A 13,996-nucleotide genomic window follows, 5' to 3' on the forward strand; every position below is an offset into this window, starting at 1 on the left:
CCTCCGGTCCGGGCGGCGATGGCACCCGGCCAGCCTGCCGTGGTCTGAGCCTGGTCGCCCGTCCGTTCGCCGGGCGGGCAGTCTCCGTCGCTACCTTCTGCGCAGCCCGCGACCCAGTGCCCTTGCTCGCGGATCGGGCGGCTTTTAAGGTATGCCCCTTGCCCTTTCTATGGAATCGCCATGCGCCGTCTCGTCCTTCCGTTGCTCGCTTCGCTGCTGGTCCTGAGTCCGCTCGCCCGCGCCGAGGTGGTGGACAACCTCTACCAGGTCCGCGAGCCGGTGACCTCGCAACAACCGGACGAGCGCAATGCCGCCCTCAAGCGCGCCCTGCAGGTGCTGGCCGGACGCCTGACCGGCAATCCCCAGGCCGGCCAGACCCCGGGTCTTGCCAGTGCCCTGGCGGCGCCCGAATCCCTGATCAGCCAGTACAGCTATGACGCCGGCCCGCCGGAGGTGCTGGTGGCCAACTTCGACCCGGCCGCTACCGAGCGTGCCCTGGGCCAGGCGGGGCTCTCGGTATGGGGCGCCAATCGTCCGGTGGTGATGATCTGGTGGCTCAACGACGCCGACAGCGGGGCGACCCTGGTGGGTGATGGCCAGCCCGCCAGCACCGGCGTCCAGCGTGGCGCCCAGCGCGCCGGCCTGCCGATCCGCCTGCCGCTGGCCGATCTCAACGAGCAACTGGCCGGCACCGCCGCCAACATCGACGCCAGCGACCCGACCGCCCTGCGCCAGGCCTCCGAGCGCTATGGCGCCAATGCCCTGCTGGCGGTGCACGCCAAGCCCCAGGGCAATGGCTGGCAGGCCCAGTGGCGCCTGTGGAACAACGGCGCCGCGGAGCAGGGCAGCAGCCAGGCGGCCGATCAGGACGCCCTGGCGGCTGCGGTATTGCAGGATGTGGCCGCGCGCCTGTCGAAGAAATTCGTTTCCCGTCCGGGCACCACCCAGCCGCTGACCCTGGTGGCCGACAATTCCAACTTCGAGCGCTATGCCCAGCTGCAGAAAGTCCTGGAGCCCCTGTCGAGCCGCCTGGTCAAGGTCGAGGGGACTCAGCTGACCTACGACCTCACTGCCAATCCGGACCAGTTGCAGGCGCAACTCGGTCTTGCCGGGCTGCAGCCCGCCTCGGCGCCGGCCGCCAATGCTGCGCCTGCCACTCCGCCAGCTGCGACCCCGGGCACGCCCGTCGACGCCACGGCCACGCCGAACGCGCCTGCGGCCCAGCCGGCCCCATCCGCTCAGCCGGCACATACCACCCTGTATTTCCGCTGGCCATGAGGGCCGACACCCAAGACTGAAGCGGCTGCTGCGAGGGACCCGGGATTTGGTTAGACTTGGCGCCCTCGCGAAACTGCCAAGAGCCGTTCGAGCTGGCATGATGCCTTTACAGCTGCCCCTGGGTATTCGTCTGCGTGACGACGCCACTTTCGTCAATTACTACCCTGGCGCCAATGCCGCGGCGCTTGGCTATGTCGAGCGTCTCTGTGATGCGGACGCCGGCTGGACGGAAAGTCTGATCTATCTCTGGGGTGGCGCGGGTGCCGGTCGCAGCCATCTGATGCAGGCCGCCTGTCACCGCCTGGAGGAACTGGGCGAGCGCGCCATCTACCTGCCCATGGGCGAACTGGCGGACTACGGCGTCGAGCTGTTCGACAACCTCGAGCAGTGCGAACTGGTCTGCCTCGATGATCTCGACGCCCTGGCCGGCCAGCGGCGTTGGGAAGAGGCGCTCTTCCACCTGTTCAATCGCCTGCGCGACGCCGGCAAGCGGCTGCTGATCTCCAGTACTGCTGCGCCGCGGCAATTGCCGGTGCAGCTGGCCGATCTCAAGTCGCGGCTGACCCTGGCGCTGGTCTTCCAGCTGCGCCCGCTGTCCGACGAAGACAAGCTGCGCGCCCTGCAGCTGCGCGCTTCCCGCCGTGGCCTGCACCTGACCGACGAGGTCGGCCGCTTCATCCTCTCACGCAATACCCGCAGCATGGACGCCCTGTTCGACATGCTCGAACGTCTGGATCAGGCGTCACTGCAGGCGCGACGCAAGCTCACCATTCCCTTCGTCAAGGAAATCATGGGCTGGTAGCCGCGCCGGCTCCTACTTCTTCTGCAAGCGACCCGCCAGGGTCGCCAGGCGCTTGCCCAGGGCCCGGCACAGCGCCGTCTCCTGTTCGTCCAGTGCGCGCTTGCCATCCGCCCCGGCGAAATGACTCGGCCCATAGGGCGTACCGCCGCCCTTGGTCTCCAGCAGGGCGCTCTCGCTGTAGGGCAGACCGGTGATGAGCATGCCGTGGTGCAGCAGCGGCAGCGCCATGGACAGCAGGGTGCTCTCCTGGCCGCCATGCAGGCTGGCGGTGGAGGTGAAGACGCCGGCGGGCTTGTCCACTAGGGCGCCGGTCAGCCAGAGGCTGTTGGTTCCATCCAGAAAATACTTCATCGCGGCGGCCATGTTGCCGTAGCGCGTCGGGCTGCCCAGGGCGAGTGCAGCGCAGTCGCGCAGATCATCGAGGGTGGCATAGACCGCACCCTGCTCGGGCACTGCCGGGGCGACAGCAGCGCACTCGGCGGACACCGCCGGCACGGTACGCAGGCGCGCGGCCATGCCGGCCATCTCGACCCCGCGTGCAACCTGGCGAGCCATCTCGGCGGTGGCGCCATGGCGGCTGTAGTAGAGCACCAGGACATAGGCTTCGGGGGTCATTGCAGGATCTCCAGGACACGCTCGGGGGGACGACCGACGACGGCGCGTTCGCCGCACACGGCGATGGGTCTTTCGATCAGCTTGGGATGGGCGGCCATGGCCGCGATCAGGGCTTCTTCGTCCAGCGCCGGATCGGCCAGGTTCAATTCGCGATAGGCCTCCTCGCCGGTACGCAGCAACTGGCGCGCCTCCAGGCCCAGCTTGCCGAGCAACTCGCGCAAGGCGCTGGCATCCGGCGGCGTCTCCAGGTAGGGCACCACCGACACGGCTAGCTCGCGGCTTTGCAGCAGCTCAAGCGCTGCCCGCGATTTCGAGCAGCGTGGGTTGTGATAGAGGACGATTTCACTCATGGGCTGATCCATAGAAGGTAAGATGCCCATTGTAGCGGGTTGGCGAGGACTGCCGCGCCAGCCCTTGACCGTGCCTTTCGAGGAACCGCCAATGCCGGCCCGCTTGCGTGAACTGCTGTCCTTTGTTCGCTACCTCGCCGACCGCTTCATCGAGGATCGCGCGCCCAACAACGCCGCGGCCCTGACCTACACCACGCTGTTCGCCGTGGTTCCGGTGATGACCGTGACCTTCGCCATGCTCTCGGCGATACCCGCCTTCCAGGGCACCGAGGTGCAGATCCAGGCCTTCATCTTCCGCAATTTCGTGCCCTCCACCGGGGCGACTCTGGAAGATTACCTGCGCAACTTCATCGAGCAGGCGCGGCACCTGACCTGGCTGGGCGTGGCCCTCTTGGCGGTGACGTCCTTCTTCATGCTGGTGACGGTGGAAAAGACCTTCAACGACATCTGGCGCGTGCGTATTCCGCGGCGCGGGGTCTCCAGCTTCCTGCTCTACTGGGCCGTGCTCAGCCTGGGGCCCCTGCTGCTGGGCGCCGGTTTTGCCATGAGCACCTACCTGGCCTCGGTGGCTCTGGTGTTCGGCTCCTACGGCATGTCCGGCGCCCAGGCGCTGCTCAAGGTCACGCCGCTGCTGTTCAGCATCGCCGCCTTCACCCTGATGTACGCGGCCGTGCCCAACACCCGGGTCCCGCTGCGCCACGCGCTGATCGGCGGGGCCTTGACCGGGGTGCTGTTCGAGGCGGCCAAGAGCCTGTTCGGTCTCTATGTCTTCTATTTCCCCGGCTATCAGCTGATCTATGGCGCCTTCGCCACGGTGCCGCTGTTCCTGGTCTGGATCTATGTCTGCTGGCTGATCGTGCTGCTGGGCGCGGAGGTGGTATGCAGCCTGTCCACCACCCATCACTGGCGCCGCGCCCCCTTGCCGGCCTTCTTCATCCTGCTCGCCGTGCTGCGGGCTTTTCTGGAGCGCCAGCAGAGCGGCTCCAGCCTGCACCTGGGGCGGCTGCACCAGGCCGGCTGGAAGCTGCCGGAGCATGAATGGCACGCGGTGCTGGCCTTCCTGCAGCAGGAACGCCTGGTATGCCAGAACGACAGCGGCCACTGGGTGCTCTGCCGCGATCTGCATGGCTATGCGCTACTGGACCTGCTGGATCGCGCGCCCTGGGCGCCTCCCGCACCGGACTGCTGGCCGCCCGCCGAACGCTTTTCCGGTGACTGGTATCCGCAGCTGCGGGACGCCTTCGCCCGGCTGCAGGCACAGCGTCATGAGCTACTCGCCGGGAGCGTGGCCCACTGGCTCAAGGTCGCGCCGGCGCTGGAAGAAAGGAGCGCCCCGCGATGATGGATGGAGCGGCGCGTCACGGCCTGATCAGTGGTCGCGTACAGGGCGTCTACTACCGCGAGAGCACGCGGCAGGAAGCGCAGCGCCTGGGCATCACCGGCTGGGTGCGAAATCTGGCGGATGGCCGGGTGGAGTGCCACCTGGAGGGTTCGGTCGAGGCACTGGCCCAGCTGGAACGCTGGCTCTGGCAGGGGCCGGCAGCGGCCCGGGTGACCGGGGTGGTGCTGGAGGAGGTGGGCGGTGAAGGCTTCACCGACTTCCAGGTCAGGCGCACGGACGCCTGACCTGAAGCGGTAGTCCTCAGCGGGCCTTGAGGAAGTCGACGATCTCGGCCAGGGCGATGTTCTGGCTGTCGCTGTCGGTACGGCCCTTGTATTCGACCAGACCTTCATTGAGGCCGCGCTCACCGACCACCAGGCGGTGGGGGATGCCGATCAGCTCCATGTCGGCGAACTTCACGCCAGGGCTGGTCTTCTTGTCACGGTCGTCCAGCAGCACATCGAAGCCAGCGGCCTTCAGTTCGGCATAGAGGCGATCGGTCGCCTCCTTCACCGCGGCGTTCTCGTACTTCATCGGCACCAGGGCGATATTGAACGGTGCCAGGGCAGCCGGCCAGCGGATGCCACGCTCGTCGTGGTTCTGCTCGATGGCGGCGGCGACCACGCGGGACACGCCGATGCCGTAGCAACCCATGGTGAGCAGGGTAGGCTTGCCTTCCTCGCCCAGGACCGACAGCTTCATGGCCTCGCTGTACTTGGTGCCCAGCTGGAAGATATGGCCCACTTCGATGCCGCGCTTGATCACCAGGGTACCCTGGCCATCCGGGCTCGGATCGCCCGCCACCACATTGCGCAGGTCGGCGACCTGGGGCAGCGGCAGATCGCGCTCCCAGTTGACGCCGAAGTAGTGCTTGTCTTCCTGGTTGGCGCCGATGCCGAAGTCGCTCATCAGGGCGACCGAGCGATCGACGATGCAGGGAATCAACAGATTCATCGGGCCCAGGGAGCCAGGGCTGGCACCGATGGCCGCGCGGATCTCGGGCTCGGTGGCGAACACCAGGGGGCTGGCGACTTCCGGCAGGTTGGCCGCCTTGATCTCGTTCAGTTCGTGATCGCCACGCACCACCAGGGCGACCAGCCTGCCTTCCTCGGCCCCGCGTACCACCAGGGTCTTCACGGTCTTCTCGATGGCCAGACCGAATTTCTCCACCAGATCGGCGATGGTCTTGGTGTCGGGGGTATCGACCAGACGCAACTCTTCGCTGGCGGCACCGCGCGCGGTTTCCCGCGGCAGGGCCTCGGCCTTCTCGATGTTGGCGGCGTAGTCGGAGCTGTCGCTGAAGGCGATGTCGTCTTCACCGGAGCCGGCCAGCACATGGAATTCGTGGGAACCGCTGCCACCGATGGAGCCGTTGTCGGCCTGCACCGGACGGAAGTTCAGGCCCAGGCGGCTGAAGACGTTGCAGTACGCCTGGTACATGGCGTCGTAGGTTTGCTGCAGCGACGCCTGGTTCAGGTGGAAGGAGTAGGCGTCCTTCATCACGAATTCGCGGCCGCGCATCAGGCCGAAGCGCGGGCGGATCTCGTCACGGAACTTGGTCTGGATCTGGTACAGATTGATCGGCAGCTGCTTGTAGCTGTTCAACTCATTGCGCATCAGATCGGTGATGACTTCCTCGTGGGTCGGGCCCACGCAGAAATCGCGCTGATGGCGATCCTTCAGGCGCAGCAGCTCGGGGCCGTACTGCTCCCAGCGACCGGATTCCTGCCACAGCTCGGCGGGCTGGATCGCCGGCATCAGCACCTCCAGGGCGCCGGTGGCGTTCATTTCCTCGCGCACCACGGCTTCCACCTTGCGCAGCACGCGCAGGCCCAGCGGCAGCCAGGTATAGAGGCCGGAGGCCAGCTTGCGGATCATGCCGGCACGCAGCAGCAGCTGGTGGCTGATCACCACGGCATCGGAAGGGGTTTCTTTGAGGGTGGACAGCAGGAACTGGCTGGTACGCATGGCTAGGCGGTCTGTCGGCATCGAGACGGGACCGGCATTGTACGGCGGGGTGGGGCAGGGCGTACAGGGACGCGGGTGGCACCGACTAAGGGTCGGAAAAGAACAGCCCGGCGAATGCCGGGCTGCTGGATCGTGCGAGTGACGCTGTCCCTTACAGGATGCTCAGCGGGTACTCGGTGATCAGGCGGAACTCGTTGACGTTACCACTGTTACCCGAGCCAGTGCTGACATCGCCACGGTGCCAGGTCTGGCGGATGCGGAAGGACAGGTCCTTGGCCGGGCCACTCTGCAGAACGTACTTAGCTTCGAGGTTGGTCTCGTGCTCTTTGTCGCCATCTTGATAGCCAATGCCGGCATAGGCGGCGTTGCTGGTAGCGTCAATGCCGGTACCACGCACATAGCGGGTCATGAAGCTCAGGCCGGGTACACCCAGGGTGGCCATGTTCAGGTCGTAGCGAGCCTGCCAGGACTTCTCGCCCGGGGCGTTGAAGTCGGAGAACTGGATGGAGTTGGCCAGGAAGATGCTGTCGCCACCGCTACCCAGGGCGTTGCCCTTACCGCCTGCACCGACGTAATCGAACGGGGTATCACCGTTGACCTTCTGGAAGCCCAGGGTGAAGGTGTGGGCGTCGATGCTATAGGCAGCTGCCAGCGAGAAGGTGTTGTTGCTGATGTCACCCAGCTTGGCGCTGCCAGTGTCCTTGGTGTAGTAGTAGTTGGCGTCGAAGGTCAGCGACTGGTTGGCGCTCAGCGGCTGAACGAAGTTAACGTTCGCGTAGTACTGGTTCCACAGGTCTTCCAGGCGACCGTAGTACAGCGACGCGCTCAGTTGATCGTTGAACTTGTACTTGCCGCCTGCATAGTCACCCGACTTGGTGGTAACAGAAGCGTAGGCAGCGCCCAGGTTGCCGTCGTGGTAGGTGTTGATGTTGTCGCGACCGGCGGTGAAGTGGCCCGCTTCCAGGAACAGGTTCTGGATTTCTTCGCTGGTCAGCATGAAGCCGGTAGCGGTCTGCGGGAACAGGCGGCTGCCACCCACGGCGAACACGGGCGAGGTCGGCTGCAGGTTGCCGTACTTCAGCACGGTGTTGGAGATGCGCAGTTTGACCGCGGCGCCAGCAGTGGAGTACTCATCGTTCGGGCTGCCATCGTTGCCGATCGGCAGGTTGCCGGTGCCGGCATAACCCTTGCCGCCATCGAGCTTGATGCCGAGGTAGCCGAAGGCATCCACACCGACGCCTACGGTGCCCTGAGTGAAGCCCGATGCGTAGTTCAGCAGGAAGCCATGGCTCCAGTCGCGACGGTCGTTCGAGCCGCCATCACGATCCCGGTTGAAGTAGTAGTTGCGGTTCAACAGGGTCAGCTTGCTGTCTTCGACAAAGCCCTTGGATTCGGACTGCTGGTCGGCGAAAGCCAGTTGAGTGGTCCCTGCGGCTACGGCCAGGGCGAGAATGCTCCACTTCATCGCTTGCATCAGAAATGCTCCTTTGGGTTGAAAGTCAGCCATCGTGTCAGCCGTGGCTGTTTGTTCTAATAGCGGCACATATAGCACCTCTCTCGGAGGGGCGATAGGCTTCATCAAAATTTTGCGTGTGATGAGCGGATTAACCGTGACTCTTAAGAAAGCTCTTTAAGAGTTCCCGTCCGATCGTCGTACCCGGATCGTGATAGCAAAAAGCGTGCACAAATCCCCAAACGCCGAGCCCACCTGTCTATCACTAGGCCATTCCCCGGGTGACGGGCAGTTTCGGGCGGGTTGATTGCACCTTTGTGACACCAAAGGTTTCACGTTCCCCAAGCCGTGCACACTTTTAGTGCTGACTGGTGTTAGCAGGAGATGAGATGTTCCAAATAGATCCACGACTGGCCGGCGATTCCCTGGAAGTGACGTCCTTGACGCTGTGCCAGGTATTGCTGCTGAACGATCGCCGCTATGACTGGCTGGTGCTGGTGCCGCGGCGCGAAGGTGTTACCGAGGTCCTCGACCTGTCACCCCAGGACCAGGTGCAACTGTGGCGAGAGGTGACACTTGTTGCCCAGGTGTTGCGTAACGCTCACCCTGACTGCAAATTGAACATCGGCGCCCTGGGTAACGTTGTCCGGCAGTTGCACCTGCATGTCCTGCTGCGGCAGGAAGGTGATCCGGCCTGGCCCGGCCCGGTGTGGGGGCACTCGCCACGCGAGCCCTATGCCGCCGAGGCTGGCCATGCCGCCGCCGAGCTCTGGCGGATGCAGCTCGAACAGGAGGCACAGGCATGACTCTCGAAGAACGTATCGCCGATCTGGAGATGCGCCAGGCTTTCCAGGACGACACCATCCAGACCCTCAACGACATCATCGTTGAGCAGCAGCGGACCCTGGACCGTTGCGCGGCGCAGATCCGCATGCTGGCCGAACGCCAGGCGGAGTTGCAGAGCGCAGGCGGTGGCGGCATGCCGGACGAAGCCCCGCCGCCACACTATTGAGATCCGTTCCGCAGCTGAATCTTGTTGTCGCCCTGACGTACGTGCGCAGGCGGCTTTGCCGGCTACTCTAGCGGCACTGCATCCTTGCACTTTTTTGGTGCAGTCCGGCCTCGTCCCTTGTGGAACTCGCTCCGGGAGAGGCCTGTCCTCTGCGGAGCGAAGCCCACAGCACCTTCAGGACGGAGTACGGTTATGGCGTTTTTCACCGCTGCCAGCCAAGCGGATTTCCAACAACAACTCAAGAATGCCCTCGCGGCCCATGTCGAAGGGGATACCCTCGAACAACTGGATCGCTTCACCGCCCAGTTCTTCGGCATCGTCCCGCTGGAAGAACTCACCCAGCGTCGGCTGTCCGATCTGGTCGGCTGCGTGCTGTCGGCCTGGCGCCTGCTGGACGTCTTCGATCCGGCCGAGCCGCGGGTGCAGGTCTTCAATCCGGATTACGAGCGGCACGGCTGGCAATCGAGCCACACCGTGGTCGAGGTGCTGCACGCCGATTCCCCTTTCCTGGTGGATTCGGTGCGGATGGAGCTCAACCGCCAGGGCTATAGCGTCCATACCTTGCAGAACAGTGTCCTCAGCGTGCGCCGGGATGCCCAGGGTCGCCTGCTCGAGTTGCTGCCCAAGGGCCAGCAGGGCGAAGGGGTCACCCGCGAAGCCCTGATGTTCCTCGAGATCGACCGCTGTGCGGCCGCCACCGAGTTGCGCACCCTGGAGGCGGCGCTGCAGGAGATTCTCGGCGAGGTCCGGTTGACCGTTGGTGACTTCGCGGCCATGAAGGCCAAGGTCGCCGATCTGCTGACCTGGCTGGATCGGCGTCCGGCCGGTGTGGAGGAGGGTGAACTGGCCGAGGTGAAGGCCTTCCTCGACTGGCTGCGCAACGACAGATTCACCTTCCTCGGCTACGAGGAATTCACTGTCGAAGGCGATGGCGAGACGGCGATTCAGCGCTATGTGCCTGATTCCCTGCTGGGGCTGTCGCGCCGCCTGCGTGGCCGGCCCGAGACCGCCGAGATCACCCTGTCCGGTGATCCGCTGCGCTATCTGCGCGAGCCGGTGCTGCTGTCCTTCGCCAAGGCGGCCGACCCGAGCCGGGTGCATCGCCCGGCCTATCTCGATTTCGTTTCCCTGCGCGAGGTGGATGCCAGCGGCCGGGTGGTGCGCGAGCACCGCTTCATGGGCCTCTATACCTCCAGCGTCTACAACGACAGCGTGCGGGAGATTCCCTATATCCGCCGCAAGGTCGACGAGGTGCGTCGCCGCGCCGACTTCGACAGCAGCGCCCACCTCGGCAAGGAACTGGCCCAGGTCCTCGAAGGCCTGCCGCGGGACGATCTGTTCCAGACCCCGGTGGACGATCTGTTCAGCACGGCCATGGCCATCGTGCAGATCCAGGAACGCAGCAAGGTCCGCGTCTTCCTGCGCCGCGATCCCTATGGTCAGTTCTTTTACTGCCTGGCCTATGTGCCGCGCGACATCTACTCCACCGAAGTGCGCCAGCGCATGCAGCAGATCCTCATGGATCGCCTGCATGGCACTGACTGCGAATTCTGGACCTTCTTCTCCGAATCCGTGCTGGCGCGGGTGCAGTTCATCCTGAGGGTCGATCCGCTGCAGCCGCAGGACGTCGATCCGGCGCGCCTGGAGCAGGAGATGGTGCAGGCCTGTCGCAGCTGGAAGGACGACTTCGCCAGCCTGATGGTGGACAGCTTCGGCGAAGCCCAGGGCACTTCCATCCTGGCCGACTATCCGCTGGGCTTCCCGGCCGGCTATCGCGAGCGCTTCGCGCCACACCTGGCCGTGGTGGACATGCGTCACCTGCTGGACCTGAAGGACGATCGCCGTCTGGCCATGGGCTTCTACCAGCCGCTGACCCAGACCGGCGACAACATCCTGCACTGCAAGCTCTACCACGCCGATACGCCCCTGGCGCTGTCGGACGTCTTGCCGATCCTGGAAAATCTCGGTCTGCGCGTGCTCGGCGAATTCCCCTACGAGCTGCGTCATCGCAATGGCCGCCGCTACTGGATCCACGATTTCGCCTTCACCACCGTGGCCGGCCTGGAGCTGGACCTGCAGCAACTCAACGACACCTTCCAGGACGCCTTCGTCCAGGTGGTGGACGGCCAGGCGGAAAACGACAGCTTCAACCGCCTGGTACTGACTGCCGGGCTGCCCTGGCGGGACGTCGCGGTGCTGCGTGCCTATGCGCGCTATCTCAAGCAGATCCGCATCGGCTTCGACATCGGCTACATCGCCGCCACCCTCAATGCCCACGTCGACATCGCCCGGGAGCTGGTGCGGCTGTTCCGCATGAAGTTCTACCTGGCACGGCGCATGACCAGCGAGGACCTGGACGACAAGCAGCAGCGTCTGGAGCAGGCCATCCTCAGCGCCCTCGACGATGTGGCGGTGCTCAACGAAGACCGCATCCTGCGGCGCTATCTGGACCTGATCAAGGCGACCCTGAGAACCAACGTGTTCCAGACCGACGCCGCCGGCAAGCCCAAGGCCTACTTCAGCTTCAAGCTCGATCCCAAGGCCATTCCCGAGCTGCCGCGCCCGGTGCCGCGCTACGAGATCTTCGTCTACAGCCCGCGCGTGGAAGGGGTGCACCTGAGATTCGGCAACGTCGCCCGCGGCGGCTTGCGCTGGTCGGATCGCGAGGAAGACTACCGCACCGAGGTGCTGGGCCTGGTCAAGGCGCAGCAGGTCAAGAACTCGGTGATCGTCCCCGTGGGTGCCAAGGGCGGCTTCGTGCCGCGGCGTCTGCCGACCGGTGGCTCCCGTGACGATATCCAGGCCGAAGCCATCGCCTGCTACCGCATCTTCATCAGTGGCCTGCTGGACATCACCGACAACCTCAAGGATGGCGAGGTGGTCCCGCCGGCTGCGGTGGTGCGCTACGACGGCGACGATCCCTACCTGGTGGTGGCGGCCGACAAGGGCACCGCGACCTTCTCCGACATCGCCAACGGTATCGCCCAGGACTACGGTTTCTGGCTCGACGACGCCTTCGCCTCCGGTGGCTCGGCGGGCTATGACCACAAGAAGATGGGCATCACCTCACGGGGCGCCTGGGTCAGCGTGCAGCGCCACTTCCGTGAGCGCGGCATCGATGTGCAGACCGATCCGGTCACCGTGGTGGGCATCGGCGACATGGCCGGCGACGTCTTCGGCAACGGTCTGCTGCGTTCGCGCAGCCTGGAGCTGGTGGCGGCCTTCAACCACCTGCACATCTTCACCGATCCCAATCCGGATGCCGAACGCAGCTATGTCGAGCGCGAGCGGCTGTTCAACCTGCCACGTTCGAGCTGGACCGACTATGACACCAGCCTGATCTCCCAGGGCGGCGGCATCTTCCCGCGCAGTGCCAAGCGCATTGCCATCAGCCCCGAGATGAAGGCGCGCTTCGATCTGCAGGCCGATCACCTGACGCCCAACGAGCTGATCAACGCGCTGCTCAAGGCACCGGTCGATCTGATCTGGAACGGCGGCATCGGCACCTACGTGAAGGCCAGCTTCGAAACCCATGCCGATATCGGCGACAAGGCCAACGACGGTCTGCGCGTGGACGGCTGCGACCTGCGCGCCAAGGTGATCGGCGAGGGTGGCAACCTGGGCATGAGCCAGCTGGCACGGGTGGAATTCGGCCTGCACGGCGGCGCCTGCAACACCGACTTCATCGACAACGCCGGTGGCGTGGACTGCTCCGACCACGAGGTCAACATCAAGATCCTGCTGGGCGACGTGGTCTCCGCCGGCGACATGACCGTCAAGCAGCGCAACACGCTGATGGGCGAGATGACCGACGAGGTCGGCGAGCTGGTGGTCGCCAACAACTACATGCAGACCGGGGCCCTGTCCCTGGCGGAATATCGGGCGCGGACCCACCTGGCCGAATACCAGCGGCTGATCGTGGATCTCGAGGGTCGCGGCAAGCTGGATCGTACGCTGGAATTCCTGCCCAGCGACGAGGTGCTTGCCGAGCGCGCCGCCAAGGGGCAGGGGTTGACCCGTTCCGAGCTGTCGGTGCTGATTTCCTACAGCAAGATCGACCTCAAGGAACAGTTGCTGGCCTCTTCGATGCCGGACGACGAATACCTCGCTCGGGACATGCAGGGCGCCTTCCCGCAGCGCCTGACCGAGCAATTCCCTGAGGCAATGGCACGCCACCGCCTCAAGCGCGAGATCGTTGCCAACCAGATCGCCAATGACCTGATCAACCACATGGGCATTACCTTCGTGCAGCGCCTGTGCGAGTCCACCGGCATGAGCGCGGCCGATGTCGCCCGCGCCTATGTGGTGATGCGCGATGTGCTGCACCTGCCGCATTGGTGGCGTCAGGTGGAGGCCCTGGATCATCAGGTGCCGGCCGAATTGCAGTTGCGCCTGATGAGCGAGCTGATGCGCCTGGGGCGGCGGGCGACCCGCTGGTTCCTGCGCAGCCATCGCAGTGGCCTGGACGCGGGCGCCGTGGCGGCCTTCTTCGGGCCACGCATCGCCGCGCTGGGCGTACGGCTGGACGAGCTGCTGCAGGGCGAACCGCGCCAGGACTGGGAAGAGCGCTTCCGCGCCTACACCGAGGCGGGCGTGCCTGAACTGCTGGCACGGGTCGTCGCCGGGACCAACCACATCTATACCCTGTTGCCGGTGATCCAGGCCGCAGAGGTCACCGCCCAGGATCCGCTGGAAGTGGCGGCCACCTGGTTCGCCGCGGGTGATGTGCTGGATCTGGCCTGGTATCAGCAGCAGCTCAACCAGTTGCCGGTCGCCAATGCCTGGCAGGCCCTGGCCCGCGAGGCCTTCCGCGACGAGGTGGATCTCCAGCAACGCACCATCACCATCGGCATGCTCAACTTGAGCGAGGCGCCCAGCGATCCGGAAGCCCGGCTGTCGCTATGGCTGGAGCGTCACCGGGCGGCGGTGGAACGCTGGCGCGGTCTGCTGGTGGATCTGCGCAATGCCAGCGGTCAGGACTATGCGATGTACAGCGTCGCCAGTCGTGAATTGGCGGATCTCGCCAGCAGCAGTGTCTGAGGTGACGGGCAGGCGCGAGCGGTTGGCGCGGCTGCCCTGATCCGCTAGAGCGACAAAAAAGGCGGCGTGCCCCTAGGAACGCCGCCTTCTTTGTGCC

General features: G+C 65.2%; 11 protein-coding genes. 7 read left to right on the forward strand and 4 right to left on the reverse strand.

What is annotated here, in order from left to right; translation table 11 throughout:
- The first annotated feature begins 180 nt into the window (after window positions 1-180).
- Both OMP44_RS04775 and hda read left to right on the forward strand, forming a co-directional pair.
- Complete coding sequence (locus OMP44_RS04775; protein ID WP_280306811.1) at window positions 181-1,278, forward strand: DUF2066 domain-containing protein; 1,098 nt, start codon at window positions 181-183, stop codon at window positions 1,276-1,278.
- A 97-nt stretch (window positions 1,279-1,375) separates the two neighbouring features.
- On the forward strand, window positions 1,376-2,080 hold the full coding sequence (gene hda / locus OMP44_RS04780) for a DnaA regulatory inactivator Hda (RefSeq protein WP_064306685.1): 705 nt from the start codon (window positions 1,376-1,378) through the stop codon (window positions 2,078-2,080).
- Between the two features lie 12 nt (window positions 2,081-2,092).
- On the opposite strand, the gene wrbA is transcribed toward hda, so the two are convergent.
- Together wrbA and arsC are read right to left on the reverse strand one after the other, a co-directional pair.
- Window positions 2,093-2,695 (reverse strand): NAD(P)H:quinone oxidoreductase, encoded by a 603-nt coding sequence (gene wrbA, locus OMP44_RS04785; protein ID WP_273809074.1) that lies wholly within the window; start codon window positions 2,693-2,695, stop codon window positions 2,093-2,095.
- Entirely contained in the window at window positions 2,692-3,045 is a 354-nt protein-coding gene (arsC, locus tag OMP44_RS04790; RefSeq protein WP_280306814.1) for an arsenate reductase (glutaredoxin), read from the reverse strand. The genes wrbA and arsC overlap by 4 nt, the downstream gene beginning before the upstream one ends.
- 91 nt (window positions 3,046-3,136) lie before the next feature.
- On the opposite strand from arsC, the gene OMP44_RS04795 reads away from it, so the two are divergent.
- Window positions 3,137-4,387 (forward strand): YihY family inner membrane protein, encoded by a 1,251-nt coding sequence (locus OMP44_RS04795; protein WP_280306816.1) that lies wholly within the window; start codon window positions 3,137-3,139, stop codon window positions 4,385-4,387.
- Entirely contained in the window at window positions 4,384-4,671 is a 288-nt protein-coding gene (locus OMP44_RS04800) for an acylphosphatase (RefSeq protein WP_280306817.1), read from the forward strand. Before OMP44_RS04795 ends, OMP44_RS04800 begins: the two co-directional genes overlap by 4 nt.
- Before the next feature lie 16 nt (window positions 4,672-4,687).
- On the opposite strand, the gene OMP44_RS04805 is transcribed toward OMP44_RS04800, so the two are convergent.
- Together OMP44_RS04805 and OMP44_RS04810 are read right to left on the reverse strand one after the other, a co-directional pair.
- On the reverse strand, window positions 4,688-6,394 hold the full coding sequence (locus tag OMP44_RS04805; protein ID WP_280306818.1) for a proline--tRNA ligase: 1,707 nt from the start codon (window positions 6,392-6,394) through the stop codon (window positions 4,688-4,690).
- Window positions 6,395-6,545: 151 nt separating this feature from the next.
- Window positions 6,546-7,868: an OprD family porin gene (locus OMP44_RS04810; RefSeq protein WP_280306820.1), complete on the reverse strand. Its 1,323-nt coding sequence runs from the start codon at window positions 7,866-7,868 to the stop codon at window positions 6,546-6,548.
- A 368-nt stretch (window positions 7,869-8,236) separates the two neighbouring features.
- Between OMP44_RS04810 and OMP44_RS04815 the strand changes: the two genes are divergently transcribed.
- The 3 genes from OMP44_RS04815 (at window position 8,237) to OMP44_RS04825 (ending at window position 13,899) form a co-directional block, all read left to right on the forward strand.
- Window positions 8,237-8,653: an HIT family protein gene (locus OMP44_RS04815; protein WP_280306821.1), complete on the forward strand. Its 417-nt coding sequence runs from the start codon at window positions 8,237-8,239 to the stop codon at window positions 8,651-8,653.
- Window positions 8,650-8,859, forward strand: coding sequence for a SlyX family protein (locus tag OMP44_RS04820; RefSeq protein WP_064306679.1), 210 nt, complete (start codon window positions 8,650-8,652; stop codon window positions 8,857-8,859). The genes OMP44_RS04815 and OMP44_RS04820 overlap by 4 nt, the downstream gene beginning before the upstream one ends.
- Before the next feature lie 192 nt (window positions 8,860-9,051).
- A complete protein-coding gene (locus tag OMP44_RS04825; protein WP_280306824.1) occupies window positions 9,052-13,899 on the forward strand; it encodes an NAD-glutamate dehydrogenase in 4,848 nt (1,615 codons plus the stop codon).
- The last annotated feature ends 97 nt before the right edge of the window (window positions 13,900-13,996 follow it).

This window comes from Pseudomonas flavocrustae (assembly GCF_029872515.1).
GTDB lineage: Bacteria > Pseudomonadota > Gammaproteobacteria > Pseudomonadales > Pseudomonadaceae > Chryseomonas > Chryseomonas aestiva.

Bases quoted from the DNA above. Each gene is read 5' to 3' on its own strand.
- OMP44_RS04775 (WP_280306811.1), top strand. From the start codon at position 181: ATGCGCCGTCTCGTCCTTCCGTTGCTCGCTTCGCTGCTGGTCCTGAGT.
- hda (WP_064306685.1), top strand. From the start codon at position 1,376: ATGATGCCTTTACAGCTGCCCCTGGGTATTCGTCTGCGTGACGACGCC.
- wrbA (WP_273809074.1), bottom strand. From the start codon at position 2,695: ATGACCCCCGAAGCCTATGTCCTGGTGCTCTACTACAGCCGCCATGGC.
- arsC (WP_280306814.1), bottom strand. From the start codon at position 3,045: ATGAGTGAAATCGTCCTCTATCACAACCCACGCTGCTCGAAATCGCGG.
- OMP44_RS04795 (WP_280306816.1), top strand. From the start codon at position 3,137: ATGCCGGCCCGCTTGCGTGAACTGCTGTCCTTTGTTCGCTACCTCGCC.
- OMP44_RS04800 (WP_280306817.1), top strand. From the start codon at position 4,384: ATGATGGATGGAGCGGCGCGTCACGGCCTGATCAGTGGTCGCGTACAG.
- OMP44_RS04805 (WP_280306818.1), bottom strand. From the start codon at position 6,394: ATGCGTACCAGCCAGTTCCTGCTGTCCACCCTCAAAGAAACCCCTTCC.
- OMP44_RS04810 (WP_280306820.1), bottom strand. From the start codon at position 7,868: ATGCAAGCGATGAAGTGGAGCATTCTCGCCCTGGCCGTAGCCGCAGGG.
- OMP44_RS04815 (WP_280306821.1), top strand. From the start codon at position 8,237: ATGTTCCAAATAGATCCACGACTGGCCGGCGATTCCCTGGAAGTGACG.
- OMP44_RS04820 (WP_064306679.1), top strand. From the start codon at position 8,650: ATGACTCTCGAAGAACGTATCGCCGATCTGGAGATGCGCCAGGCTTTC.
- OMP44_RS04825 (WP_280306824.1), top strand. From the start codon at position 9,052: ATGGCGTTTTTCACCGCTGCCAGCCAAGCGGATTTCCAACAACAACTC.